This window comes from Micromonospora sp. TSRI0369, from assembly GCF_001905625.1.
GTDB lineage: Bacteria > Actinomycetota > Actinomycetes > Mycobacteriales > Micromonosporaceae > Micromonospora > Micromonospora echinospora_A.
The window spans coordinates 339,498-363,990 of record NZ_LIVU01000005.1; the positions used below are offsets into that span (position 1 = coordinate 339,498).

The 24,493-nt window shown below is 72.5% G+C and carries 23 protein-coding genes and 1 pseudogene; 9 read left to right on the plus strand and 15 right to left on the minus strand.

The window, feature by feature from the left end; translation table 11 throughout:
- Positions 1 to 132: 132 nt before the first annotated feature.
- From AMK25_RS18825 to AMK25_RS18835, 3 genes are read right to left on the minus strand one after another with little or no spacing between them, the layout of a single operon-like run.
- A complete protein-coding gene (locus AMK25_RS18825; RefSeq protein WP_409073879.1) occupies positions 133 to 375 on the minus strand; it encodes a hypothetical protein in 243 nt (80 codons plus the stop codon).
- Between the two features lie 16 nt (positions 376 to 391).
- Complete coding sequence (locus AMK25_RS18830; protein WP_073829662.1) at positions 392 to 1,399, minus strand: helix-turn-helix transcriptional regulator; 1,008 nt, start codon at positions 1,397 to 1,399, stop codon at positions 392 to 394.
- The gene (locus tag AMK25_RS18835; RefSeq protein ID WP_073829663.1) at positions 1,396 to 2,394 is read right to left on the minus strand and encodes a helix-turn-helix transcriptional regulator; all 999 of its coding nucleotides are present in this window, start codon (positions 2,392 to 2,394) and stop codon (positions 1,396 to 1,398) included. The genes AMK25_RS18830 and AMK25_RS18835 overlap by 4 nt, the downstream gene beginning before the upstream one ends.
- Before the next feature lie 103 nt (positions 2,395 to 2,497).
- Here AMK25_RS18835 and AMK25_RS18840 point away from each other — a divergent pair, with 103 nt between their 5' ends.
- Together AMK25_RS18840 and AMK25_RS18845 are read left to right on the plus strand one after the other, a co-directional pair.
- Positions 2,498 to 3,490, plus strand: coding sequence for a cation diffusion facilitator family transporter (locus tag AMK25_RS18840; protein ID WP_073829664.1), 993 nt, complete (start codon positions 2,498 to 2,500; stop codon positions 3,488 to 3,490).
- Between the two features lie 44 nt (positions 3,491 to 3,534).
- The gene (locus tag AMK25_RS18845) at positions 3,535 to 4,620 is read left to right on the plus strand and encodes a DUF3866 family protein (protein ID WP_073829665.1); all 1,086 of its coding nucleotides are present in this window, start codon (positions 3,535 to 3,537) and stop codon (positions 4,618 to 4,620) included.
- Between the two features lie 10 nt (positions 4,621 to 4,630).
- On the opposite strand, the gene AMK25_RS18850 is transcribed toward AMK25_RS18845, so the two are convergent.
- Positions 4,631 to 5,179 (minus strand): carboxymuconolactone decarboxylase family protein, encoded by a 549-nt coding sequence (locus AMK25_RS18850; protein ID WP_073830016.1) that lies wholly within the window; start codon positions 5,177 to 5,179, stop codon positions 4,631 to 4,633.
- 238 nt (positions 5,180 to 5,417) lie between these two features.
- Here AMK25_RS18850 and AMK25_RS18855 point away from each other — a divergent pair, with 238 nt between their 5' ends.
- Positions 5,418 to 6,362: a hypothetical protein gene (locus tag AMK25_RS18855; RefSeq protein ID WP_073829666.1), complete on the plus strand. Its 945-nt coding sequence runs from the start codon at positions 5,418 to 5,420 to the stop codon at positions 6,360 to 6,362.
- Between the two features lie 12 nt (positions 6,363 to 6,374).
- On the opposite strand, the gene AMK25_RS18860 is transcribed toward AMK25_RS18855, so the two are convergent.
- The 8 genes from AMK25_RS18860 to arc form a co-directional block, all read right to left on the minus strand.
- Entirely contained in the window at positions 6,375 to 6,593 is a 219-nt protein-coding gene (locus tag AMK25_RS18860; RefSeq protein WP_073829667.1) for a hypothetical protein, read from the minus strand.
- A gap of 60 nt (positions 6,594 to 6,653) precedes the next feature.
- Positions 6,654 to 8,012, minus strand: coding sequence for a Pup--protein ligase (gene pafA, locus AMK25_RS18865; RefSeq protein WP_030504131.1), 1,359 nt, complete (start codon positions 8,010 to 8,012; stop codon positions 6,654 to 6,656).
- Positions 8,013 to 8,160: 148 nt separating this feature from the next.
- Entirely contained in the window at positions 8,161 to 8,994 is an 834-nt protein-coding gene (prcA, locus tag AMK25_RS18870; RefSeq protein WP_073829668.1) for a proteasome subunit alpha, read from the minus strand.
- A 63-nt stretch (positions 8,995 to 9,057) separates the two neighbouring features.
- Complete coding sequence (gene prcB / locus AMK25_RS18875) at positions 9,058 to 9,897, minus strand: proteasome subunit beta (RefSeq protein WP_030504129.1); 840 nt, start codon at positions 9,895 to 9,897, stop codon at positions 9,058 to 9,060.
- Positions 9,816 to 10,484: an endonuclease VII domain-containing protein gene (locus tag AMK25_RS18880; RefSeq protein ID WP_073830018.1), complete on the minus strand. Its 669-nt coding sequence runs from the start codon at positions 10,482 to 10,484 to the stop codon at positions 9,816 to 9,818. Before AMK25_RS18880 ends, prcB begins: the two co-directional genes overlap by 82 nt.
- Before the next feature lie 5 nt (positions 10,485 to 10,489).
- A complete protein-coding gene (locus AMK25_RS18885; protein ID WP_030504127.1) occupies positions 10,490 to 10,696 on the minus strand; it encodes a ubiquitin-like protein Pup in 207 nt (68 codons plus the stop codon).
- Positions 10,697 to 10,803: 107 nt separating this feature from the next.
- The gene (gene dop, locus AMK25_RS18890; protein ID WP_073829669.1) at positions 10,804 to 12,321 is read right to left on the minus strand and encodes a depupylase/deamidase Dop; all 1,518 of its coding nucleotides are present in this window, start codon (positions 12,319 to 12,321) and stop codon (positions 10,804 to 10,806) included.
- A 165-nt stretch (positions 12,322 to 12,486) separates the two neighbouring features.
- Positions 12,487 to 14,268 carry a proteasome ATPase gene (gene arc / locus AMK25_RS18895; protein ID WP_073829670.1) on the minus strand — a complete coding sequence of 594 codons (1,782 nt, stop codon included), beginning with the start codon at positions 14,266 to 14,268 and terminating at the stop codon, positions 12,487 to 12,489.
- A 177-nt stretch (positions 14,269 to 14,445) separates the two neighbouring features.
- Here arc and AMK25_RS18900 point away from each other — a divergent pair, with 177 nt between their 5' ends.
- Complete coding sequence (locus tag AMK25_RS18900; RefSeq protein WP_013286103.1) at positions 14,446 to 14,739, plus strand: ferredoxin; 294 nt, start codon at positions 14,446 to 14,448, stop codon at positions 14,737 to 14,739.
- Positions 14,740 to 14,799: 60 nt separating this feature from the next.
- On the opposite strand, the gene AMK25_RS18905 is transcribed toward AMK25_RS18900, so the two are convergent.
- From AMK25_RS18905 to AMK25_RS18915, 3 genes are all read right to left on the minus strand, one after another.
- A complete protein-coding gene (locus tag AMK25_RS18905; RefSeq protein WP_073829671.1) occupies positions 14,800 to 15,372 on the minus strand; it encodes a hypothetical protein in 573 nt (190 codons plus the stop codon).
- A gap of 175 nt (positions 15,373 to 15,547) precedes the next feature.
- On the minus strand, positions 15,548 to 16,492 hold the full coding sequence (locus AMK25_RS18910; protein ID WP_073829672.1) for a tRNA (adenine-N1)-methyltransferase: 945 nt from the start codon (positions 16,490 to 16,492) through the stop codon (positions 15,548 to 15,550).
- Positions 16,489 to 17,580: a M50 family metallopeptidase gene (locus AMK25_RS18915; RefSeq protein WP_073829673.1), complete on the minus strand. Its 1,092-nt coding sequence runs from the start codon at positions 17,578 to 17,580 to the stop codon at positions 16,489 to 16,491. Before AMK25_RS18915 ends, AMK25_RS18910 begins: the two co-directional genes overlap by 4 nt.
- 169 nt (positions 17,581 to 17,749) lie before the next feature.
- Between AMK25_RS18915 and AMK25_RS18920 the strand changes: the two genes are divergently transcribed.
- The 5 genes and pseudogenes from AMK25_RS18920 to AMK25_RS18935 all read left to right on the plus strand — a co-directional run bounded on the left by AMK25_RS18920 (position 17,750) and on the right by AMK25_RS18935 (position 24,458).
- A complete protein-coding gene (locus AMK25_RS18920) occupies positions 17,750 to 18,667 on the plus strand; it encodes a RecB family exonuclease (protein WP_073829674.1) in 918 nt (305 codons plus the stop codon).
- Positions 18,668 to 18,910: 243 nt separating this feature from the next.
- Positions 18,911 to 19,092 (plus strand): annotated as a pseudogene (locus AMK25_RS31980) (ADP-ribosylglycohydrolase family protein); the annotation flags it as partial.
- A 1,108-nt stretch (positions 19,093 to 20,200) separates the two neighbouring features.
- On the plus strand, positions 20,201 to 20,884 hold the full coding sequence (locus AMK25_RS18925) for a response regulator (protein ID WP_073829675.1): 684 nt from the start codon (positions 20,201 to 20,203) through the stop codon (positions 20,882 to 20,884).
- Positions 20,885 to 21,144: 260 nt separating this feature from the next.
- Positions 21,145 to 21,909 (plus strand): ABC transporter ATP-binding protein, encoded by a 765-nt coding sequence (locus AMK25_RS18930; protein WP_073829676.1) that lies wholly within the window; start codon positions 21,145 to 21,147, stop codon positions 21,907 to 21,909.
- The gene (locus AMK25_RS18935; RefSeq protein WP_073829677.1) at positions 21,909 to 24,458 is read left to right on the plus strand and encodes an ABC transporter permease; all 2,550 of its coding nucleotides are present in this window, start codon (positions 21,909 to 21,911) and stop codon (positions 24,456 to 24,458) included. The genes AMK25_RS18930 and AMK25_RS18935 overlap by 1 nt, the downstream gene beginning before the upstream one ends.
- Positions 24,459 to 24,493 lie beyond the last annotated feature (35 nt).

The window sequence follows — 24,493 nt, forward strand, 5'->3', positions numbered from 1 at the left end:
CTGCTGGTGCGGGCCCGATCGGTGAAGTTTCGACCAACCCGAAGTGTCCCGTCAACCGTCCAGGTCCGCGCATTTCTGCGCGCAACCGCCCGGTTACGCGCAAACGACGCTCACCGGGCCGAGGGCCGTCGATCAGTCGCCGCGCTTGGCCTTGATCAACGTCATCCGCTCCTGCGCGACGACGATCCGTTCCTGGAGCGACTCGGCCCGCGCCTGCAGCTGTTCGGCGGCGGTACGCAGCGACTCCGCCTCGGCAGCGCGGCGCTGCAACGCCAGCGCGGAACGGCGCAGCCCGGACAGGCGGCTCACCACCGGACGGACCGCCAGAGCGAGAACGACCAGCGCGAACAGCACGACCCCGAGCACGATCCACATCACCACGGCGGTCAGCCTATCGGGTGACGCCGGCGGCCGCCGGGTCGGCGCTGCCGGCCGGGGTGGCGTACGCGTCGAGCGCGGCCACGGCCTGGGCGCGTACCTGCTCGGCCAGCTCGGCCGGGGCGACCACTGTCACCTCCGGGCCCAGCCCGAGCACGAACCGCCGGGCCCACCCGAGGTCGGTGACCCGCAGCGACACCAGCCACTGCTCGCCGTCGGCCTCGACGCGCTCGCACGGATAGTATTCGGTGATCCACCGCTCGCTCCGGCCGATCCGCAGCGTGATCAGCGGCAGGTCCGCCGACGGGCGGAACACGCCGTCGCTGAGATCGTGCGGGCGGGCCTGCGGCGGCACGACCGCCTGCTCCGGCAGTTCGGCCACCGCGTCGATGCGGTCGGCCCGGAACAGCCGCACCGCCTCGGCGCGGCGGCACCACGCCTCCACGTACGCCCGGCCGCCCACCATCAGCATCCGCAGCGGGTCGATGGTGCGCTCGGTGGTCTCGTCCCGCGCCGGGGTGTAGTAGGTGATCCGCAGCGCCCGGCCTCGCTCGACGGCGGCGCGCAACTCGCGTACCCGGGCCGTGTCGCCGGGCAGGCGGACCTCCACCGGCGCGCCGGCCAGGTCACCGGCCGCGTTCTCGATCTTGGCGAGCGCCCGCTCGACCGCCTCCCGGTTGGCCACCCCGGGAGTCTCGGCGAGCATCCGCAGCGCCACCACCAGGGCCAGCGCCTCGTCGGGGGTGAGCCGCAGCGGCCGGTCGATGCCGGCGTCGTAGGTGATGGTGACCCGGTCGCCGTCGAACGCCATGTCGATCAGGTCACCGGGGCCGTAGCCGGGCAGCCCGCACACCCAGAGCAGTTCCAGGTCCTCCCGGAGCTGCTTCTCGGTCACCCCGAGGTCGTGCGCCGCCTCGGCGATCTCGATGCCGGGGCGGGCCAGCAGGTAGGGCACCAGGTTGAGCAGCCGGGCCAGCCGGTCGGCGGAGGCACGGCCCGCGCGGGCCGCCGGGCGGGTCACCGGGCACCCCCGGCGGTCGCCAGCTCGTCGTGCCGGGCGGCGACCTCCTTGAGCCGCTGGATGACCGCCTCCCGCACCTCCGGTGGTTCCAGGACGCGGACGTCCGGGCCGTACCCGACGATCTGGCCGGCCAGGTAGTCGGCGTCGGCGTACGGCAGCACCAGCCGGTCGCCGTCGGGACCGGCCTGGCACTCCACCGCCCAGCGGCGCAGCCCGGCGGCGCGGCCCGGCGCGGCCAGCACCGTGGCCCGGCCGGTGTGCTCCACCGGCCCCGACCAGCGGGCCACGTGACTGATCAGGTCGACCCCGGCGGGCGGCTCGTAGGCGTCCGCCTCGCCGGTCGCCCGCACCGCGCCGACCACCCGGGACAGCCGGAAGCAGCGGGTCGCGGCGCGGTCCAGGTCGTGGCCGACCACGTACCACCGGCCGCGCCAGCAGACCACGCCCCACGGCTGCAGGCGGCGGCGGGTCGGCGCGTCCCGGTCCGGCACCCGGTAGTCGAAGCTGACCTCCCGGCGGTCCCGCGCGGCGGCGGTCAGCGGCGCGAACGCCGGGTCGACGGTGACCATCGGCTCCAGGCCCAGCGTGGCGTGCGGGTCCACGTCGATGCCGGCGGCGCGCAGCTTCGCCAGCCCGGACGACGCGGCGGCGGCCAGCCCGGCGTGCTGCCACAGCCGTGCGGCGATGCCCACCGCTGCGGCCTCGTCCGGTTCGAGCGGGATGTCGGGCAGCGCGTACGCGCGCGGCGCGATCCGGTAGCCCGGCTCGGCGTCGAAGACACTCGCCGTGCCGGTCTCCAACGGCACCCCCAGCTCACGCAGCTCGGCCTTGTCGCGCTCGAACTTGCGCTGGAACGCCTCGTGGTCCTTGGCGTCGTCCGGGTCGTGCTCGTAGCCGGGCACGGTCGCGGCGATCTGCGCGGCGGTCAGGAAGCGCCGCGTGGACAGCAGGCAGATCACCAGGTTGACCAGGCGTTCGGTACGGGTCCGGGACACGTGCAAACGCTAGCAGCCCGCGCGTGGCGCGCGGGCACCCGCGCGGCGCGGCGCACTGTCTTCCCACCCGGCGGCGGACATCGACCGGTCATAGGGTGAGCGCATGGCGGAACCGGAGGTCAAGGCCGAGAGCGTCGGCACGGTCGTGGTGGCCGGCGCGGCGAACCTCGCCATCGCCGTCGCCAAGCTGGTCGCGGGCCTCATCTCCGGCTCCGCGGCGATGCTCTCCGAGGCCGCCCACTCGCTCGCCGACACCACCACCGAGGTGCTGCTCTACCTGGCGCTGCGCCGCGGCGCGCGGCCCGCCGACACCCGGCACCCCTTCGGGTACGGCAAGGAGAGCTACGTCTGGGCGTTCCTCGCCGCGCTGTTCACCTTCGTCGCCGGGGCCGGCTTCGCCATCACCCACGGCGTCACCACCATCCTGGTGCACGAGCACAGCGGCGAATACCTCGTCGCGTACGTGGTGCTGGCGGTCTCGTTCGCGATCGAGTCGGTGTCGCTGGCCCGGGCGGTGCGGCAGGTGCGCGGCGAGTCGCGCCGCTGGGGCACCACCCCGCGCCGCTACCTGCGCCTGACCGCCGACACCACGGTGAAGGCCGTCTTCCTGGAGGACAGCGCCGCGCTGGTCGGCCTGCTGATCGCCGCCGGCGGGCTCACCCTGTCCCACCTCACCGGCGACGAGCTGTACGACGGGATCGCCTCGGTCCTCATCGGCGTGCTGCTGCTGGTGGTCGCCGTCGTGCTGGCCCGCAGCAACATCTCGCTGCTGGTCGGCCGCTCCGTCTCCGACCGGCTGCACCGGCGCATCGAACGGGAACTGGCGGACGTGCCGACTGTCGACCGGATCGACACCCTGATGACCATGTTCCTCGGCCCCGACGACATCCTCGTCGCCGCCAAGGTCGACTTCCGCGACGACGCCACCGGCGCCGACATCGAAGCCGCCGCCGACGAGGCCGAACGCCGCCTCACCGGGCATTTCCCGGAGATCGCGTACGTGTTCCTCGACCCCACCCGCTCCCGCACGGCCGGCCGGCCCGCCCGCACCACCCAGGACGAGACGGGCCGCCCGCTCGACGGCGACAACCCCTGACCCGCCCGGGGGGCGTTCCGGCGGCGGCCGATAGCGTGCACCGCATGGTGCGATGGCGGTCCGGCACGGTCACGGCGGTACGGCGACGGTGGACCGGCGCCGTCGAACTCGACGTCGACCTGCCCGACGGCGCCCGGATGCGCGCCCTGGCGTACCCGGCGCTGGTCGGCGAGCCGGAGCCCGGCGACCGGGTGCTGCTCAACGCCGGAGCGCTGCTGATGGGCCTCGGCACCGGCGGCTACGCCCTGGTCGTGGCGCTGCCCGACCGGCTGCCCGCCGACCCGCCGCAGGCCGGCGACAGCCGCGACGCCGGGCACCTGGTCAAGGCCCGCTACACCCCGCTGCAACCGATCCTGCTGGGCGTGGACGAGGAGGCGTCGCCGCACCACGACACGCTGGCCGCCGCCGACTCGGTCGACGGCATGCCGGTGGTCACCGCCGACCTGCACTCCGCGCTGCCGGCGATCCTGGCCGGCGTACGCGCCGACGCCCCCGGCGCCCGGGTCGCGTACGTGCTCACCGACGGCGGGGCGCTGCCCGCCTGGTTCTCCCGCACCCTGGCCGGCCTGTCCGGGCACCTCGTGGGCACGGTCAGCGTGGGCCAGGCGTTCGGCGGCGACCTGGAGGCCAGCACGCTGCACAGCGGCCTGCTCGCCGCCCGGCACGTGCTCGGCGCGGACCTGACGATCGTCGCCCAGGGCCCCGGCAACCTCGGCACCGGCACCCGCTGGGGCTTCTCCGGCGTCGCCGTCGGCGAGGCGGTCAACGCCGTCGCCACGCTCGGCGGACGCCCGGTCGGCTCGCTGCGCATCTCCGACGCCGACGCCCGGCCCCGGCACCGGGGCGTCTCCCACCACAGCCTCACCGCGTACGGCCGGGTCGCGCTGGCCCCCGCGGAGCTGGTCGTGCCGGACGGCCTCGACCCCGCCCTGGCGGCGGAGGTCGCCGCGGCGCTGGCGCCGCTGGCCGGCCGGCACACCATCGTCACAGTGCCCGCCGACGGCCTCGACGCGGCGCTGCGGGCCAGCCCGGTCGGCCTGTCCACGATGGGCCGCGGCCTGGACGCCGACCACGCCTACTTCCTGGCCGCGGCGGCCGCCGGGCGCCACGCGGCCCGCCTGCTCGGCTGAGCCGCCGCCCTCAGATCGCCAGGTAGCCGTTCGCCACCAGGTGGTCGGCGGCCCGCGCGTACGCCTCGGGATCCTGCGGCGTCCACGTGCCCAGCCCGTCGACGTAGCGGTTGAACATGCAGAACGCCGCCGCGATCAGCACCGTGTCGTGGATCTCCAGGTCCGTGGCGCCCTCCGCGCGGGCCGCCTCGACCAGCTCGGTGGTGACCTCCCGGCCGCTGCGCCGGACCGCGGCGGCGACGTGCAGCAGGGCCCGCAGCTTCGCGTCGACCGGCGCGGTCGCCACGTCCGCGCGCACCTGGTCGACGAACTCCATCCCCGTGGGCAGCTGCGCGGCGGCGAACGCCGCGTGCGACGAACAGCAGAAGTCGCAGTCGTTGAGGCCGGAGACGTACGCCGCGATCAGCTCCCGCTCCCCCGGCGACAAGGTGGGATGCGGAGCCCGCAACAACACCTCCGCCAGCTCGCCCAGCGGCCTCGCCGTCTCCGGACGGAACCGCAACGGCCCCTGGATGCCCGGATATGCCTTCTCGTCCAGCCCGAGATCGATGTGTGCGATGACGTCACGCTCCCCTGTCCGTGCCGGCCCGGTCACGCCGGCGGCCCGCCGTCCAGAGTGCCGTCCTCCCCGCGCCCCGGCCAGAAGCCGGCGACAGGTCAGCATGATCGAAGAACCAGCGCCCCACGCGGCCTCCCCATACTGTCCGGGAAATCGACTCCGGCCACCCCGTCACCGCCGTCCGCGCCAGGCAGCCGCGCGGGAAACGCGGCTGGCCGCCGTTTAGGAGGCGACCCCCATGGCACTGCGACAGCTCCCGAACGCGACCCCCGACGCCGGGATCTCCACCCACCGCCCGCCGCATCCCCTCCGACTCGCCCTGATCAGCGCGGCAGCCGGCGTGCTGCTGGCCGTCCTGTGGTCCTTCGAGCTCGTCGACAAGGTCATCGGCGACAACGTCGCGAACACCGTGCTCGGCCACGACGCCAAGGAGACCGCCATCACCGGCACCGTCGCCGGACTGCTCTTCGCCTTCGTCTCCGGCTTCGCCGGCACCTTCACCGCCTGCAACATCGCGGTGGCGGCCTCGGTCGGGCCGATGAGCCAGGTCTCCGGCGCCGACCCCGCCGGCGGCACCCGGTCCGCGCTGCGCGCCCTGCTGCGCCCGGTCGGCTGGCTCGCCCTCGGCATGGTCGTCGTCTCGGCCGCCTACGGCATCATCGGCGTCCTGCTCGGCGACCGGCTGCCCCAACTGTCCACCGAGGCCGTCGGCGGCGTCCCGGTACGCCTCATCCAGTCCTCGGTCGTCTTCGGCGTCATCGGACTCGCCCTCACCTACCTCGGGCTCGCCGCCCTCAAGCTCGTGCCGGACGTCTTCGCGCACCGGCCCGTCGCCCGGGTGATCACCATCGGCGCGCTCGTCGGCGGGTTCCTCGTCGGCCGCCCCTACCCGATGTTCAACAAGCTGTTCCACTGGGCCGTCGACACCGGCAACCCCCTCTACGGGGCGCTCGCGTTCACGCTGCAGTCCCTCGGAAACATCGTGCTCGTCACGGCCGTCTTCGCCCTCGCCGTGGCGATCAGCCGGGGACGCTTCCTCGCCTGGATGGCCGACCCCCGCCGCGCCGCCGCCGTCACCGGAGCGCTGCTCGTCGCGCTCGGCGTCTTCACAGTCATCTACTGGGACATCCGGGTGCCGGCCATGTTCGGCTTCGGCTGGTTCCCCCGGATGCCGTACAACTGAGCCGCCCGGAACTCAGCCGAGCAGCAGGACCAACGCCAGCCAGCCGCCGACGATCAGCACCAGCGCCGCCGCCAGCACCCACGTCGGGACCTTGTGGTCGCCGCGCCGGTTGCGCTCGATCTCGGCGCGGATCTTCTCCCGGCGGCGATCGATCCAGTTGAGCTTCTCGGCGCCGTCACGGCCGGAGGGCGTCTCACGGCCGGGGCGACCGGCGGGTTCGGAAGTGTTCATCGCGACGCCAGAGTACCCGTGGGCGGGCGGCCGGTGCCGGGCACCGGCCGCCCGTGGCGATCACATGCTCGCGATCAGGCGCTCCACCCGCTCGTCGTACGCCCGGAACGGGTCCTTGCACAGCACCGTGCGCTGCGCCTGATCGTTCAGCTTCAGGTGCACCCAGTCCACCGTGAAGTCGCGCCGCTTCTCCTGGGCGTGCCGGATGAACTCCCCGCGCAGCCGCGCCCGGGTCGTCTGCGGCGGCGTCTCCTTCGCCTCGAAGATCTCCGGATCCGTGGCCACCCGGTCCACCTCGCGGCGACGCTCCAGCAGCCCGTACAGGCCACGCCCGCGCCGCAGGTCGTGGTAGGCCAGATCCATCTGCGCCACCCGCGGGTGCGACAGCGGCAGGTCGTGCTTGCGCTGGTAGCGCTCGATCAGCTTCAGCTTCGTGACCCAGTCGATCTCCCGGGCCACCGGGTCCAGATCGCCGGTCTCGACCGCGCGCAGCACCCGCCCCCACAGGTCGACCACCCGCTTCGCGGTCTGGTCACCGCCCCGGCGCTCCACGAACTCCGTCGCCTTGGCCAGGTATTCCTGCTGGATCTCCAGCGCCGAGACCTCCTTGCCGGCGGCCAGCCGCACCTTGCGCCGGCCGGTGATGTCGTGCGACACCTCGCGGATCGCCCGGATCGGGTTCTCCAGCGTGAGGTCCCGCATCACCACGCCCGCCTCGATCATCCGCAGCACGATGTCGGCAGTGCCGACCTTCAGCAGCGTGGTGACCTCGTTCATGTTCGAGTCGCCGACGATCACGTGCAGCCGCCGGTACCGCTCCGCGTCCGCGTGCGGCTCGTCCCGGGTGTTGATGATCGGCCGGCTGCGGGTGGTCGCCGAGGAGACGCCCTCCCAGATGTGCTCGGCCCGCTGCGACAGGCAGTAGACCGCGCCGCGCGGCGTCTGCAGCACCTTGCCCGCGCCGCAGATCAACTGCCGGGTGACCAGGAACGGGATGAGCACGTCGGCCAGCCGGCCGAACTCGCCGTGCCGCGACACCAGGTAGTTCTCGTGGCAGCCGTACGAGTTGCCGGCCGAGTCGGTGTTGTTCTTGAACAGGTAGATCTCACCCGCGATGCCCTCGTCGTGCAGCCGCTTCTCCGCGTCGACGAGCAGCCCTTCCAGGATCCGCTCGCCGGCCCGGTCGTGTGCCACCAGGTCGGTCACCGAGTCGCACTCCGGAGTCGCGTACTCCGGGTGCGAGCCCACGTCCAGATAGAGGCGGGCGCCGTTGCGCAGGAACACGTTGCTCGACCGGCCCCACGACACCACCCGCCGGAACAGGTACCGCGCGACCTCGTCGGGGGACAGTCGGCGCTGCCCGCGATAGGTGCAGGTGACGCCGTACTCGGTCTCGAGGCCGAAGATTCGCCGCTCCATGATGAGACATTAGCCGCCCGGAGCCCTCGATGGGCAGCGCCGACGCTCGCCGCTTGCGATCTCCCCCGGCGGATCGTCCAGCCGGCGGCATCCGTACGCGAAAAGACCCCGCCACCGCGCGGGCGGTGGCGGGGTCCGTGCGCAGGTGTCACTCGGCGGGCTTGTCCTCCGCGTTGCCCTCCAGGTCGGCGGAGCCGGCCGACGTGGTCGGCTTCTTCGCCTCCTCCGTCGGCACCGTCGGCGTCTTCGCCCGGCCCGGCGCCGGCGCGGTGTCGGCCTCCGCGTCGCCCTCCAGCAGCGCGGTCAGCGCCGCGCCGGTGACCCGCCGGAACGTCCGCCCCACCCGGCCCCGGTCCAGGACCGCCACCTCCAGCTGGTGCGCGGCGATGCTCCGCGCCGCGCCGCCCTCGCCACCGACGCTTCCCAGCGCCTTCACCGCGGCGCGGACCGCCTCGGACAGCGACATCTCCGGCCGGTGCTCGTTCTTCAGCACGCCGCTGATCGCCTCGGCCTGACCACCCATCGCCATCCGGCCCGGCTCGTCGTTCACCGAGCCGTCGTAGGTCACCCGGTAGAGGGAGTCGTCCTCGGGCGTGGCGCCCACCTCGGCCACGCAGATCTCCACCTCGAACGGCTTCGACTGCTCGGTGAAGATCGCGCCGAGCGTCTGCGCGTACGCGTTCGCGAGCGCCAGGCCGTTCACGTCCCGCCGGTCGTAGCTCAGGCCGTTGAGGTCGGCCATCCGCACGCCCGCGCGGCGCAGGTTCTCGAACTCGTTGTACCGGCCGACGGCGGCGAAGCCGATCCGGTCGTAGATCTCGCTGACCTTGTGCAGCGTGCTGGACAGGTTCTCGGCGACGAAGAGCACCCCGCCGGCGTAGCTCAGGACCACCGCGCTACGGCCCCGGGCGATGCCCTTGCGGGCCAGCTCGGAGCGGTCGCGCATGATCTGCTCGGGCGAGGCGTAGAACTGCATGGCCACGGCGGCGGTTCTCCTTCGGACCTGATGGTGCGGGACTGCTGAGTCGGTGGACGGGAAGCGGGATCAGCCGCCGGGGTTCTCCATCCGGCCGGCCACCACACTCTCCGCGATCGCCGCCGTCTCGGCGTCGGTGAGCCGGTGGGTGCCCTCGGCGGTAGCGGTCATCACGACCGGGTAGATCCGCCGGGTCAGGTCCGGGCCGCCGGTGGCGGTGTCGTCGTCCGCCGCGTCGTAGAGCGCCTCGACCGCCAGCCGCGTCGCGTCCTCGACCGACAGGCCGGTCCGGAACCGCTTCTTCAGCGCGGACTTGGCGAACAGCGAGCCGGAGCCGATCGCGTCGTAGCCGGTCTCCTCGTACGGGCCGCCGGTCACGTCGAAGCTGAAGATCCGCCCGGCCCGCGCCGGGTCGCTCGCGGCCAGGTCGAAGCCGGCGAACAGCGGAACCACGGCCAGGCCCTGCATGGCCGCGCCCAGGTTGCCGCGGATCATCGAGGCGAGCCGGTTGGCCTTGCCGTCGAGCGAGAGCATCGCGCCCTCGATCTTCTCGTAGTGCTCCAGCTCCACCTGGAACAGTCGCATCAGCTCGATGCCGATGCCGGCGGTGCCCGCGATGCCGACCAGCGAGTACGCGTCGGCCGGGTGCACCTTCTCGATGTCGCGCTGGGCAATCAGGTTGCCCATCGTGGCGCGCCGGTCGCCGGCCATGACCACGCCACCGGCGGCCGAGATGGCCACGATGGTGGTCGCGTGCGGCGCCATGTCGGCGGCCATGCCGGGCGGCAGCGGCCGACGGCCGGGCAGCATCTCGGGGGCCACCTTGCTCAGGAACGCTGTGAAGGAGGACGTCCCCGCGTTGGTGAACACATCTGGAAGACGCCCGGATGGATCAAAACCCGCTGCCACGTGGTTCCTCTCAGGTACGTGATCGCCCTGGCCAGGACGTCGGCGTTGTCCTTGAACTGGCCAAGACCACCGTTGCAGTTGAAGCAGAGTATCCCGCGCACCCATCCGGTGCGATGATCGTGGTCCAGATGTTCCGGATCGGGGCGCCGGCAGATCGCGCACACGCCGCCCTGCTCGGCCAGGAGCTCCTGGAACTCCTTCTCCCCGACCCCGTAGCGGCGACGCAGGTGGTACTCGCGATTGCCGCCGTAGAGCCGCTGCTTGGACTCGTTGCCGCGGGCCACATGGCACGGCTTGCAGTAGCTGTGCCGGCCGCTGGCGTTGGTCGTTCGCGGGAAGTCTTCGACGGGCTTGATCTGCTCGCAGTCGGGGCACCACTTGAGGCCGTCCGCGACCGGCACCGCTGCCCTTCGCTGCGGGGCGATCCCGCGTCTGCGGCGGCTCGCCTCCGAGCGGGCAGCGGCACACGTCTTGCAGTAGAACGCCAGTCCGTCCGGACGACGGCGATTACGGTGGAACGCCGACGCCGGCAGCGACCGGCGGCACTGGGGGCAAAGCTTGTCCGACGCCTTCGGCAAATCGGACATAAGCCTCATTGACCCCCCTTCTGTACATATCCCCTCACAAATTCCTCTGCGTTCTCCTCCAGGACGGAGTCGATCTCGTCGAGCAGGTCGTCCACGTCCTCGGTGATCTCGGCGTGCCGCTCGGCCACCTCGGGGTTCGCCTCCGCGGTGACCTCGTCGACCTCCTCGCGGGACTTGCCGGACTGGGTCTGCCCACCCTCTTGGGTCGCCATGGTGGTGCCTCCTCCACGATCGCCTGCGATCAACTTACCTCGCGGGAGCGACGAAAAGCCCGTCGCGCACCCGGTTCCGGCGCCCGGCGGGCCTTCCGGCATCCGGGTCAGCCGCCGGTGAGCGTCTCCAGCAGGTCCTTGGCGCTCTCGCAGCGGTCGAACAGCTCGCCGACGTGCGCCCGGGTGCCCCGCTCGGGTTCCATCATCGGCACCCGGACCAGCGACTCCCGGCCCACGTCGAAGATGACCGAGTCCCAGCTCGCGGCGACCACCTCGGAGGCGTACTGCGCCAGGCAGCGGCCCCGGAAGTAGGCCCGGGTGTCCTCCGGCGGCTCGGTCATCGCGGTGCGGGTCTGCTCGTCGCTGAGCAGCGTCTTCATCGAGCCACGCTGCACCAGGCGGTGGTACAGGCCCTTCTCCGGCCGCACGTCGGAATACTGCAGGTCGACCAGTTGCAGCTTGTGCGAGCCCCAGCCGAGCTTCTCCCGCTCCCGGTAGCCCTCCAGCACCCGCAGCTTCGCCACCCAGTCCAGCTCGTCGGCGCACTCGAACGCGTCCCGGCCGAGCCGGTCCAGCACGCTCTCCCAGCGGCGCAGCACGTCGGCAGTCTGCGCGTCCACGTCCTGGCCGTAGCGGTCGTCCACGAAGGAGCTGACCCGCTCCAGGTACGCCCACTGCACGTCCAGCGCGGTGAGCTTGCGGCCGTCGCGCATCCGCATCAGGTGCTTCAGCGACGGGTCGTGACTCACCGCGCGCAGCTCCCCCACCGGGTCGGCGATGCCCAGGTCCGCGCCGAGCGCCTTCTCCTCGATCATGGTGAGGATCAGCGAGGTCGTGCCGACCTTGAGGAACGTGGAGATCTCGGAGAGGTTGGCGTCGCCGATGATGACGTGCAGCCGCCGGTACTTGTCGGCGTCGGCGTGCGGCTCGTCGCGGGTGTTGATGATGGGCCGCTTGAGCGTCGTCTCCAGCCCCACCTCGACCTCGAAGAAGTCGGCCCGCTGGGAGATCTGGAAGCCGCTCTGGCCGCCGTCCTGGCCGATGCCGACCCGCCCGGCGCCGCAGACGATCTGCCGGGTGACGAAGAACGGCGTCAGGTACGCCACGATGTCGGCGAACGGCGTCTGCCGGCGCATCAGGTAGTTCTCGTGCGCGCCGTAGCTGGCGCCCTTGTTGTCGGTGTTGTTCTTGTACAGGTGGATCGGCTGGGTGCCCGGGATGGTCGCGGCCCGCCGGGCCGCCTCGGCCATCACCCGCTCCCCCGCCTTGTCCCACCGGACCACGTCCAGCGGATTGGTCACCTCGGGCGTGGAGTACTCGGGGTGAGCGTGGTCGACGTAGAGCCGCGCGCCGTTGGTGAGTATGACGTTGGCGAGGCCGAGGTCCTCGTCGGCGAGCGCCTCGGCCGGGTCGTACGCCGCGCCGGAGTAGGTGAACCCGCGGGCGTCACGCAGCGGCGACTCCTCCTCGTAGTCCCAGCGGGCCCGGCCGCCCCGGTTGAGTTCCGGCCGCGCCCCGTAGGCGTTCACCACCTGCGAGGAGGTGACCATCGGGTTGGCTCCAGCCTGGCCGGGCACGGAGATGCCGTATTCGACCTCGGTGCCCATGATCCTTCTGACGCTCATCGACCTGCCCGCTCCGCTCGCCGTCCCGGTCCCCGTCACGTCGAGCGTAGTCGGCGTGACGCGCCGAGGGGGCGCGGCGGACGTGCCGGTCCGGTGTGGCGGCCCACCCGGGTACGCGCGAAGGCCCGTGGCGCGTACGCCACGGGCCTTCGTCGGAGGTTCGGACTACAGGTACTGACCGGTGTTGCTGGCGGTCTCGATGGACCGTCCGGCCTCGGCGCCCTTGCCGCCGGAGACGAGCGTGCGGATGTAGACGATCCGCTCGCCCTTCTTGCCGGAGATGCGGGCCCAGTCGTCGGGGTTGGTGGTGTTGGGCAGGTCCTCGTTCTCCCGGAACTCGTCGACGCAGGCGTCGAGCAGGTGCTGCAGGCGCAGCCCCTTGCGGCCGGAGGTGAGGAACTCCTTGATGGCCATCTTCTTGCCCCGGTCGACGATGTTCTGGATCATCGCGCCGGAGTTGAAGTCCTTGAAGTAGAGGACTTCCTTGTCGCCGTTGGCGTAGGTGACCTCGAGGAAGCGGTTCTCCTCGGTCTCGGAGTACATCCGCAGGACCACCGCGTCGATCATCGCCGCGACGGTGGCCTGGGCGTCGCTGCCGTGTTCGGCCAGGTCGTCGGCGTGCAGCGGCAGGCCGGCGAGGATGTACTTGGAGAAGATATCCTTGGCCGCCTCGGCGTCCGGACGCTCGATCTTGATCTTCACGTCGAGCCGGCCCGGGCGCAGGATCGCCGGGTCGATCATGTCCTCCCGGTTGGAGGCGCCGATGACGATGACGTTCTCCAGGCCCTCCACGCCGTCGATCTCGCTGAGCAGCTGCGGGACGATGGTGTTCTCCACGTCCGAGGAGACGCCGGAGCCGCGGGTGCGGAACACGGAGTCCATCTCGTCGAAGAACACGATCACCGGAGTGCCCTCGCCGGCCTTCTCCCGTGCCCGCTGGAAGATCAGCCGGATGTGCCGCTCGGTCTCGCCGACGTACTTGTTGAGCAGCTCGGGGCCCTTGATGTTGAGGAAGAAGCTGGTGTGCCGGTCCTTGCCCTCCCGCTCGGCGATCTTCTTGGCCAGCGAGTTGGCCACCGCCTTGGCGATCAGCGTCTTGCCGCAGCCGGGCGGGCCGTAGAGCAGGATGCCCTTCGGCGGCCGGAGCTGGTGCTCGCGGAACAGGTCGGAGTGCAGGAAGGGCAGCTCCACCGCGTCGCGGATCTGCTCGATCTGCGCCTGGAGGCCACCGATGTCCTCGTAGTTGACGTCGGGCACCTCCTCCAGGACCAGTTCCTCGACCTCGCTCTTCGGGATCCGCTCGTAGGCGTACGCCGAGCGGGGCTCGATCATGAGCGAGTCGCCGGCCCGGATCGCGCTGCCGATCAGCGTCTCGGCGAGGTGCACGATCCGCTCCTCGTCGGAGTGCGAGACCACGAGCGCCCGGTCACCCGGCGCGCCGTCCGGGCCCGCCAGGATCTCCTTGAGCATCACGACCTCGCCGACCCGCTCGTAGCCGAACGCGTCGACGATGTTGAGCGCGTCGTTGAGCAGGACCTCCTGGCCACGGCGCAGCTCGTCGACCTCCAGCGAGGGCGAGACGGCCACCCGGAGCTTGCGCCCGCCGGTGAACACGTCCACCGTGCCGTCGTCGTGCTTGGCCAGGAAGACGCCGTAGCCACTCGGTGGCTGGGCGAGCCGGTCGATCTCCTCCTTGAGCGTCACGATCTGCGCGCGAGCCTCCTTGAGGGTGCTCACGAGCCGTTCGTTGTTCTCGGTCAGCCGCGCCAACTGGGCCTGGGTGGCCGCCAGCCGCTCTTCGAGCTGCCTGACGTGTCGGGGGCTTTCGGTCAACTTGCGCCGCACCAGAGCGAGTTCCTCTTGCAGGAACGCGACCTGCGTGGAGAGATCGTGGGCTTCCTTTTCCCACCGTGCGGCGCGCGAGTCCGCGTCGTCGCTGCGTGCCACGTCCCACCTCCCCGGGGGGCTTGAACGTTCTGACCTAACACTAGCCGCTATGAGCCCGATTCGGTCCACAGCAACGCGCTCGTCACCGAAGCTTGATCGCGAAGGGCTGGTCGCGGGGTGGGTACGGGCGTTCGGGTACCGTCGGAGCGTGGGACGGGAGAACATGGGGGGTGCTTCGTGACCGACGTCGCGACCGACCAGTTGCAGGTCTGGGTCGACCAGGACCTCTGCACCGGTGACGGGCTCTGCGTGCAGTACGCGCCGGAGGTCTTCGAGTTCGACGTCGACGGCCTGGCGTACGTCAAGGGCCCCGACGGCGAGCTGCGGCAGGCCCCGGGCGCCCGGGTGGACGTGCCGGAGCACCTGCGCCTCGAGGTGATCGACTCGGCGAAGGAGTGCCCGGGCGAGTGCATCCACGTGGTGCGCGGCAGCGACGGCGTCGAGGTGGCCGGCCCGGAGGCCGAGGACTGAGCGCAGACAGATGCACGACGGGCCGGGGACCACACGTCCCCGGCCCGTCGTTCGTCCGCCTCAGAGCAGGGGCCGGCCGACCACCGAGGCGACCAGCCGGGCGAACTCCTCCAGCCGGGCGATCTGCCCCGCCCCGCCGTCGTCGAGGGTCTTGCCGAAGCGCAGCGCGTCGTGCCGGGGAGCGCCCGCCACCTCGTCGCTGGGCGGCGCCTCGTCCAGCGAGCTGAGCAGCAGGTACACGTCGATGCTGTCGACCCGTACGGTGCCGTTGTCGGCCCGCATGAGCCGCCGCCGGCAGCCGACCTCGGTGACGGTGGACAGCGGCACCACCCGCAGCGACGAGGTCATCGCGCCGGGCGGCCCCTCCCCCGGCGGCACGTCCTCGCCGTGCCAGAGCACCAACCGGCTGCCGTCGCAGACGACTACCTCCTGCCACACGCCGTTCACCTCGTTGACGAACCGTTCCAGCGTGAAGCCGAGCACGGACGCGCCGCGCAGCACGCCGTCGAGCGCCTCCAGCGCGATGTCCGGGTCGCGCAGGTACGCGCGGGCGGCCGACTCCAGGTCGGTGTAGGGCGACCAGTCCGGGAAGACCGCGGGCAGGTCACCGTTGCCGTAGCCGGGGTTGCTCACGCCGCCTCCCACCGGGTTACGCCGCCGTGCTGCCACCGGTCCAGATCACCGGCACGGGCGCGCCGCCCGACGCGCGCCCCGATCCGCTCGCTCATGCCACCGTCTCCACCCGCTCAGGTGTCGTCCCCACCGGCACACATGATCCGCCCGTACGCGCGCTCCCGCGCGTCGGGGGTCAGGACTGCTCCGGCTCCTGCGCGGCGCGGGCGGCCGCGGCGGCGCGCAGGGCGTCGCGGCGCTGCGCGTACGCCTCGGCGCCCTTGCTGGGCTTGCGGCGGCGCGGCGGCGCGGTGACCCCGGGGGCGAGCTTGCGGGCGGAGACCAGGAACGCGGTGTGGGCGATCATCCGGTGGTCCGGGCGGACCGCCAGCCCTTCGGCGTGCCAGTCGCGCACCAGCGACTCCCAGGCGCGCGGCTCGGTCCAGCCGCCACGCTCGCGCAGCGCCTCGACCAGCTCGGACAGCTGCGGCGTGGTGGCCACGTAGCCGATCAGCACGCCGCCGGGCACCAGCGCCCGCTCGACCATGTCGAGCATCTCCCACGGGGTCAGCATGTCCAGGATGATCCGGTCGAAGCCGGTCTCGGCGCAGTCGGCGACGTCGCCGACGTGCAGGTTCCAGGCCGGGTGCGGGCCGTTGAAGAACGCCTCCACGTTGCGGCGGGCGATCTGGGCGAAGTCGTCGCGCAGCTCGAAGGAGTGCAGCTCGCCCTCGGTGCCGACGGCCCGCAGCAGCGAGCAGGACAGCGCGCCGGACCCGGCGCCGGCCTCCAGCACCTTGGCGCCGGGGAAGATGTCGCCCATGGCGACGATCTGCGCCGAGTCCTTCGGGTAGATCACCTGGGCGCCGCGCGGCATGGAGAGCACGTAGTCCGACAGCAGCGGCCGCAGCGCCAGGAACGCGGTGCCCCCGCCGGCGGTGGTGACCACGCTGCCGTCGGGCAGGCCGATCAGGGTGTCGTGCTTGAGGATCCCCCGGTGGGTGTGGAACTCCTTGCCGGGCTCCAGCGTCACGGTGTGCATCCGGCCCTTCGGGTCGGTCAGCTGGACCCGGTCGCCCGGCCGGAACGGCCCGCGGTGGACCGGGGGCAACGCCGGGACGGTGGAGATCTCTACGGTCACGTGTTCGTCTTCCGTTTGGGTTCCAGGAGCTGGGCGAGATCCGCGATGTGCAGCACGCCGACCACATCTTCGCCTGCCGTCACGACGTACTGCGCGCCCGGGTGGGTGCGCACGGTCTCCAGGACCCGCTCACCGTCCGCGCCGACCGGCAGGGCCGGCACGGCGGACAGGTCGCGGGCCACCTCGTCCACCGCGAGCCACGGCCGCCGCTCCGGGGGTACGGCGGCGGCGCGGGCCGGGTCGACCAGGGCGACGGTACGGCCGGCGGAGTCGACGACGCCGAGCGCGGCGTCCGGGGTGGCCGCCTCGGCGCGGCGGCGCTGGGCCTCGGCCAGCGGCGTGCCGGTGGGCACCGGCAGCAGCGGGCGGGCCAGCCGGGCCAGGTCGACCAGGTGCAGCCGGCGGCCGATGCGCGCCATCCGGATCGACTGGCCGGCGCCGCGCCACAGCGTCAGCGCGACGAGCAGCAGCAGCGGCAGGGCCAGCGGGGCCAGCGCCCGGCGCATGGTGAGCACCACGACAAGCGCCAGCGTGCCCAGCGCGACGGCCCGGCCGACCCAGCCGGCCACCTCGGTGCCGCGGTGCCGGTCGCGGGTGAGCGCCCACACCGCGGCGCGCAGCGCCCGCCCACCGTCCAGCGGCAGGCCGGGCAGGCTGTTGAAGATCGCCACCACGACGTTGCTGACCGCGAGCTGGAAGGCGAGCTGGTGGCCGAGCGTGCCGGCGGGCAGCGCGAGGGTCGCCGCGACCGCGCCGGCGCCGAGCACGGCGGAGACGGCCGGGCCGGCCAGGGAGATCAGCAGCTCTGTTCGAGGGCTGGGGGCGTCGCGGTCCATCTCGGTGTACCCGCCGAGCAGTTCCAGCGTGATCCCGCGCACACCGATGCCGTACCGGCGGGCGGTCAGGGCGTGCCCCAGTTCGTGCAGCAGCACCGAGCCGAGCAGCGAGATCACGAAGCCGAGCCCGACCAGGTAGCCGCCGAGCGGGCCGAGGTCGAGCTGGCGGCGGGCCAGCGCCGCGTACAGCACTGTGACGACGACGGTGAGCAGCAGCATCGAGGCGTCGACGCGCAGCGGCACCCCGAGCACCCGGCCGAGGCTGAGCCCCGGCCGGCGGGGTCCTCGGCTCCGCTGCTGCACCGGCCCGATGCTACGTGAGAGCGCGCGGCGGACCGCCGGGGTCGCTGAGAGGGGGTTCCGATCATGCTTCGGTGCGGCGACGGCGGCGGTGTCACAGGCGTGGCCTAACCTTCCGGGCATGACGGCGGAACCGATGATCGACAGCCACGGCGACCAGACGGCGGCACCGGCGCCGGTCACGGTGCGGGCGTCGCTGTCACCGTCCCGGGCGGCCGACTTCAAGACCTGCCCGCTGCTCTACCGGTTCCGCAGCATCGACCGGCTGCCCGAGCGCCCGACTGTCGAGCAGGCCCGGGGCACGCTCGTGCACGCCGTGCTGGAGCGGCTGTTCGACCTGCCGGCGTCGGCGCGCACCCCGGAGTCGGCGGGTGAGCTGGTCGCGCCGCAGTGGGACCGCCTGGTCACCGAGGAGCCGGAGCTGGCCTCGCTGTTCGCCGACGGCGACACCGCCGGTCCGCAGGAGTTCCTCCGGTCGGCGACGGCGCTGCTCGACGGCTACTTCGCGGTGGAGGACCCGCGCCGGCTGGAGCCGGCCGAGCGCGAGGCGCTGATCTCCGCGGTGGTCGACGACGAGCTGCTCATCCGGGGCTACCTCGACCGGCTCGACGTCGCGCCCGACGGCGCGCTGCGGGTGGTCGACTACAAGACCGGCGGCGCGCCGCGCGAGGCGTTCGAGGCGCGGGCGCTGTTCCAGCTCAAGTTCTACGCCCTGGTGCTGTGGCGCACCCGGGGCGTGGTGCCGCGGGTGCTGCGCCTGCTCTACCTCAAGGACGCCGAGGTCTGCGACTACGCGCCCGACGCCGACGAGCTGGTGCGCTTCGAGCGCACGGTGGTGGCGCTGTGGCGGGCAATCGAGCAGGCCACCGCCCGACAGGACTTCCGTCCCCGGCCCAGCCGCCTGTGCGACTGGTGCAGCCACCAGGCGCTCTGCCCGAGCTACGGCGGCACGCCGCCGCCGTTCCCGGTGGCCGCCGCCGCGCCCGACCCGCTGGTGGACGCCCGCTCCCGCCCGGTGGCGCCCGGCGCCGACGAGTAGCCTCCGCTCCCGCCGGAGGGGCCCGGCCGACACCTGGCAAGGCGGCCCCGGACCGGCGGGAGATGCTGCGCGGCCGGTGCGCAGAGCGCCCGCGATCCCGCGCGGCTCGGCGGGCGGAGCGTGACCGACGTCCCGGTCGATGCGTCCGGCGGCGGCCTGCTCGCCACCATGGAGCAGGCCATCTCGGTGTCGTCGGTCCACTCCCACGATGCTCTGCGCGCCGGGTCCGCCCCGGGACCGCGGTTGGCATTGGCGTTCGCCCAGCACTGCGAGCCGTACCGGGGGTACGGGCCGGGCCCGGTCACGGTCCTGAGGCTGATCCACACCGGCACGCCGTGGCCGCCGCCTCCGCGTTCGACCGGCAGGGCTCCTGCGGCTGGGTAACCACTCCCCGCCTGACCGCGCGCTTCCCGCCGCTGGGGGCGCGCGGGCCACTTCGGGGAGGTGGCGGGGTCGACGGGCGCAGGATGCCGCAACTTCCCCCAACAGGTGTCGATCACCGTGAGTGGGACCAGGCACGCGAGCCACATCGGGGAGGTGGCGGGGTCGACGGGCGCAGGATGCCGCAACTTCCCCGAACAGATGTCGATCACCGTCAGTGGCGACCAGGCACGCGAGCCACATCGGCGAGGTGGCGGGGTCAACGGGTGCACGATGCCGCAACTTCCCCGAACACGTGTGGATCACGATCAGTGATGACCGGGCACGCGGACCACTTCGGCGAGGTGGCGGGGTCAACGGGTGCACGATGCCGCAACTTCCCCGAACAGGTGTCGATCACCGTCAGTGGGACCAGGCACGCGAGCCACATCGGGGAGGTGGCGGGGTCGACGGGGGTGGGATGCCGCAACTTCCCCGAACACGTGTGGATCACGGTCAGTGATGACCAGGCACGCGGACCACTTCGGCGAGGTGGCGGGGTCAACGGGTGCACGATGCCGCACCTTCCCCGAACACGTGTCGATCACCGTCAGTGGGACCAGGCACGCGAGCCACATCGGGGAGGTGGCGGGGTGGATGGAGGTGGGTGCAGCCACCTCGGCGAGGTGGAGTCGATCATGCGTGCGGGCGTGCACCACCAGCCGGGACGGGCTCGCCGAGCGGGCGCGTAGCGCTCCCCGAGCCGGCGAGTCCGGCGCCAGGTCGCCGCGCGGCAAATCGGGTTCCGGGTCACCCTCGGACGCCTGCGGCGCCGGGCCACCGTGGGCGCCCGCGCTCCAGCGCAGGCCCGGCACACAGACCGCCCACGTCCCACGCGGACCCGGCACACAGAGCCCGCGACCCCGCCCGGACCCGACGCACAGACCGCCCACGATCCCGCGCGGACCCGGCACACAGAGCCCGCGATCTCGCGCGGGCCGGACGCGCGGAGCCCGGCCAACCTGCGGGATCGGGGCGGCCTGACCGGCGACCGGGCGGCCGGCGCCCTCTACGGTGGTTGACGCGGCCCGGTTGCACGCTGGGCGGATCGCGGGCGCGTGCCGGCGCCGACCGGTCCCGGCCGGACCGCCGCCCGGACGAGGAGGGGGACGCATGACCGACGGCGCCGTGTCCCGGCCGGTGCGGGTCCTGCTCGCCGACGACCAGCCGCTGCTGCGTACCGGATTCCGGATGGTGCTGGGCGCGGAGGACGACCTGGACGTGGTGGGTGAGGCCGGCGACGGCGCGGAGGCGGTGGAGCTGGCCCGGCGACTGCTGCCCGACGTGGTGCTGATGGACATCCGGATGCCGCGGATGGACGGGGTGGCCGCGACGCGCGCGATCGTGTCCGCCCGGCTGCCGGTGCGGGTGCTCGTGCTCACCACGTTCGAGCATGACGAACACGTCGTCGGATCGCTGCGGGCCGGGGCCAGCGGCTTTCTGACCAAGGACGTGCCGGCCGAGGACCTGGTCGCCGCGATCCGTACGGTCGCAGCCGGGGACGCGGTGATGTCGCCGCGCATCCTGCGCCGGCTGCTGGACCGCTTCGCCGAACTGCTGCCCGACCCGGCGGCCGCGCCGGCGCGGGCGCTGGACCCGCTGACCGACCGGGAGCGGGAGGTGCTCGTCCACATGGCGCGCGGTCTGTCCAACGCGGAGATCGCCCGGGTGCTGTCGGTCAGCGAGACCACTGTGAAAACCCATGTCGGGCATGTGCTGACGAAGCTACGGTTGCGCGACCGGGTCCAGGCGGTCGTGCTCGCGTACGAGACGGGTCTGGTCCGTCCGGGCCGGTGAGGTGGCGCGTGTCACCTACCGTGACCAGCGGCGGGGCTGATGTGTTGACCATCACGCCAGGTGAGGCCCTAACGTCGGCGCCGCCGAGCGGTCAGGGGTCACCCTGAGCCCGGATGGGGGGCGACCCTCACCAGAAGATCGGCGCGGATTCCACCCCAGGTCGGAGGGTTTTCGACCTCGCGGCCCCGAGGATGGATCACGCCGCACCGGCCAGCGGGGGCGGTGCGGCATGAGAACGACATACGGAAGAGGTAGATGACGTGACCGCGACGGTAGGCCGAGAGCAGGCCGCGGCCCGGGCGAACGATGTGTGGAAGGTGTACGGCAGCGGCGAGGCGCAGGTCGCCGCGCTGCGAGGGGTGAGCGCCGAGTTCGAACGCGGCCGGTTCACCGCGATCATGGGACCGTCCGGCTCCGGGAAGTCCACTCTGATGCACTGCCTCGCGGGTCTGGACACGGTGACCAAGGGCACCGTGATGATCGGCGACACCACTGTGACCGGTCTCAACGACGCGGGTCTGACGAAGCTGCGCCGCGACAAGGTGGGCTTCATCTTCCAGCAGTTCAACCTGCTGCCGACGCTCACCGCGCAGGAGAACATCCTGCTGCCGCTGTCGATCGCCGGGCGCAAACCCGACCAGGCCTGGTACGACACGGTGATCGACACCGTCGGTCTGCGGGATCGGCTCGGGCACCGCCCGGCGCAGCTCTCCGGCGGCCAGCAGCAGCGCGTGGCGTGCGCCAGGGCGCTCGTGGCCCGCCCCGAGGTGATCTTCGCGGACGAGCCGACCGGCAACCTGGACTCCCGCTCCGGCGCCGAGGTGCTCAAGTTCCTGCGCAACTCGGTACGCGAGCACGGCCAGACCATCGTCATGGTCACGCACGACCCGACCGCCGCCGCGTACGCCGACCGGGTGGTCTTCCTCGCCGACGGGCAGATCGTCTCGGAGTTGATCGAGCCGACCGCCGAGACGGTGCTGGACACGATGAAGAAGCTGGACGCCCCGGTCGAGGTGGGCAACTGATGCTGCGGGCAACGCTCAAGAGCCTGCTGGCGCGCAAGCTGCGCCTGCTGCTGTCCGGCCTGGCGGTGGTGCTCGGCGTCATGTTCGTCTCCGGCGCGTTCGTGCTCACCGACACGCTCGGGCGGTCCTTCGACGCGGTCTTCGCCGACGCGTACGCCGAGGTCGACGTGAGCGTCGAGGCGAAGCCGAAGATCGACGTCTCCACGGCCGAGGGAATGCCGCTGAGCACCCCGATGCCGGCGTCGGTGCTCGACCGGGTCAAGGCGGTGCCCGGCGTCGCCGACGCCGAGGGCGTGGTGGCCGCCGAGGGCGCCCGCATGATCGGCAGCAACGGCAAGGTGGTCACCTCGTTCGGCCCGCCGCAGCTGGGCCAGAACTGGCTCGGTGAGAGCGACCTGCTCGAGCTGCGCGAGGGCCGCGCGCCGCAGGCCGACGACGAGATCGTGATCAACGCCGCGCTGGCCGAGGCGGGCAAGGTCAAGGTCGGCGACCGGGTCGGCGTGCTGACCCTCGCCCCGAAGAAGGAGTTCACGCTCGTCGGCGTGTTCGGCTACAGCGGCGGCCGGGACTCGATCGGTGGCGCGAACGAGGTCTACTTCACCACCCCGGTGGCGCAGCAGCTGATGCTGGGCAAGCCGGACGTGTTCAGCAACGTCAGCGTCCAGGCCGCCGACGGCACCACGCCGGCCGCGCTGCGCGACGAGCTTGCCCGCACGCTGGGCGCCGACTACCAGGTCAAGACCGGCGAGCAGCTCGCCGCCGACGCCTCGGCCGGCCTCAAGGAAGGGCTGTCGTTCTTCAACAAGATCCTCCTCGGGTTCGCCGCGGTGGCGCTGCTGGTCGGCACGTTCCTGATCCTCAACACATTCTCGATCATCGTGGCCCAGCGCACCCGTGAGCTGGCCCTGATGCGCGCGATCGGGGCCAGCGGCAAGCAGGTCATCGGCTCGGTGGTGCTGGAGGCGCTCGCGGTCGGCCTGATCGCCTCGGTGCTGGGGCTCGCCGCCGGCATCGGCGTGGGCGCGCTGCTGGCGTACCTGTTCGGTCAGCTCGCCGGGGGTCTGACCCTGGCCGGGCTGGGCGTGCCGGCGTCGGCGGTGATCGGCGCGTTCGCGGTCGGCATGCTCATCACTGTGGTCGCCGCGCTGCTGCCGGCGCTGCGCGCCTCGCGCATCCCGCCGATCGCCGCGATGCAGGACGTCGCCACGCCGGACCGCCCGCTGACCAAGGTCACCGTCGGCGGTGCGGTGGTCACCGGCATCGGCGCGGTGCTGCTGTTCCTCGGTCTCGGCGGGCACGCCGGCGACAGCACCCTGGCGACCATCCTCGGCGGCGTGCTGTTCGCGTTCATCGGGGTGGCGCTGCTGACCCCGGTGATCAGCCGGCCGGTGGTCTCGCTGCTGGGCGCGATGTTCTCCTGGTCGGTGCCGGGCAAGCTGGGCCGGCTCAACTCGGGCCGCAACCCGCGCCGCACCGCGATCACCGCGGCCGCGCTGATGGTGGGCATCGCCCTGGTCACCGGCGTGACGGTGATCCTGGACTCGGCCAAGGGCAGCATCGGCAAGCTGGCCGAGGACACCATCAAGGCGGAACTGGTGATCTCCGGGTCCACGACCGGGCCGCGTCCGGCGAGCTTCGACCCGGCGGTGCTGGAGAAGGCCGCCGCGATCCCGGGCGTGCGGATGGTCTCCGGCGAGTACGGCGGCATGGCGGTGGTCGGCGGCGAGCGGACCTGGGTGGCCGCGACGAGCAACGTGGCCGCGCTCCAGCAGATCTTCGGGGCGAAGGCCGCCGCCGGTGACATCAGCAAACTGGCGGCGGACCAGATGCTGGTCAGCTCGGACACCGCGAAGGCACGCAACCTCACCGTCGGCTCGACGGTGCCGGTGCAGCTGTCCCGCGGGGAGGCCCGCACCTACACGGTCAGCGGCATCTACTCCAGCTCGCAGCTGACCAACCCGGTGACGCTGCCGCCGCAGGCAACAGCGGACTTCGCCATCCCGCAGCCCATCCAGGGCTTCCTCCAGCTCGCCCCCGGCACGTCGGTGGGCGCGGTGCAGCCGCAGGTCGAGCGGCTGCTGGCGGACAGCCCGGAGGTGTCGGTGGCCGACCGGGCCGCGTTCATCAAGCAGCAGACCGGCCAGCTGGACTCCCTGCTCCAGATGATCCAGATCCTGCTGGCGCTGGCCATCGTGATCGCGGTGCTGGGCATCATCAACACGCTCGCGCTGTCGGTGCTGGAACGGACCCGGGAGCTGGGTCTGCTGCGGGCGATCGGCCTGCGCCGTGCCCAGACCATGCGCATGATCACTGTCGAGGCGGTGGTGATCTCCATCTTCGGCGCGCTGCTCGGCGTGGTGGTCGGCACCGGTCTCGGCGCGGCGGTGGTCGAGGCGCTCAAGGACGAGGGCATCACCGACCTGATCCTGCCGTGGGGTCAGATGGTGACGTTCCTGATCCTCGCCGCGATCATCGGCGTGGTCGCGGCGGTGCTGCCGGCGATCCGCGCCGCGCGGATCAACGTCCTGGGTGCCATCGCCCACGACTGACGGGAAAGGAAGGGCCCCTTCTTAACGCCTCGCGC

Bases quoted from the DNA above. Each gene is read 5' to 3' on its own strand.
- AMK25_RS18860 (WP_073829667.1), bottom strand. From the start codon at position 6,593: ATGAACACTTCCGAACCCGCCGGTCGCCCCGGCCGTGAGACGCCCTCC.
- AMK25_RS18825 (WP_409073879.1), bottom strand. From the start codon at position 375: ATGTGGATCGTGCTCGGGGTCGTGCTGTTCGCGCTGGTCGTTCTCGCT.
- AMK25_RS18925 (WP_073829675.1), top strand. From the start codon at position 20,201: ATGACCGACGGCGCCGTGTCCCGGCCGGTGCGGGTCCTGCTCGCCGAC.
- AMK25_RS18845 (WP_073829665.1), top strand. From the start codon at position 3,535: ATGGTGCGATGGCGGTCCGGCACGGTCACGGCGGTACGGCGACGGTGG.
- AMK25_RS18855 (WP_073829666.1), top strand. From the start codon at position 5,418: ATGGCACTGCGACAGCTCCCGAACGCGACCCCCGACGCCGGGATCTCC.
- AMK25_RS18880 (WP_073830018.1), bottom strand. From the start codon at position 10,484: ATGTCCGATTTGCCGAAGGCGTCGGACAAGCTTTGCCCCCAGTGCCGC.
- AMK25_RS18840 (WP_073829664.1), top strand. From the start codon at position 2,498: ATGGCGGAACCGGAGGTCAAGGCCGAGAGCGTCGGCACGGTCGTGGTG.
- AMK25_RS18935 (WP_073829677.1), top strand. From the start codon at position 21,909: ATGCTGCGGGCAACGCTCAAGAGCCTGCTGGCGCGCAAGCTGCGCCTG.
- dop (WP_073829669.1), bottom strand. From the start codon at position 12,321: ATGAGCGTCAGAAGGATCATGGGCACCGAGGTCGAATACGGCATCTCC.
- AMK25_RS18920 (WP_073829674.1), top strand. From the start codon at position 17,750: ATGACGGCGGAACCGATGATCGACAGCCACGGCGACCAGACGGCGGCA.
- AMK25_RS18885 (WP_030504127.1), bottom strand. From the start codon at position 10,696: ATGGCGACCCAAGAGGGTGGGCAGACCCAGTCCGGCAAGTCCCGCGAG.
- pafA (WP_030504131.1), bottom strand. From the start codon at position 8,012: ATGGAGCGGCGAATCTTCGGCCTCGAGACCGAGTACGGCGTCACCTGC.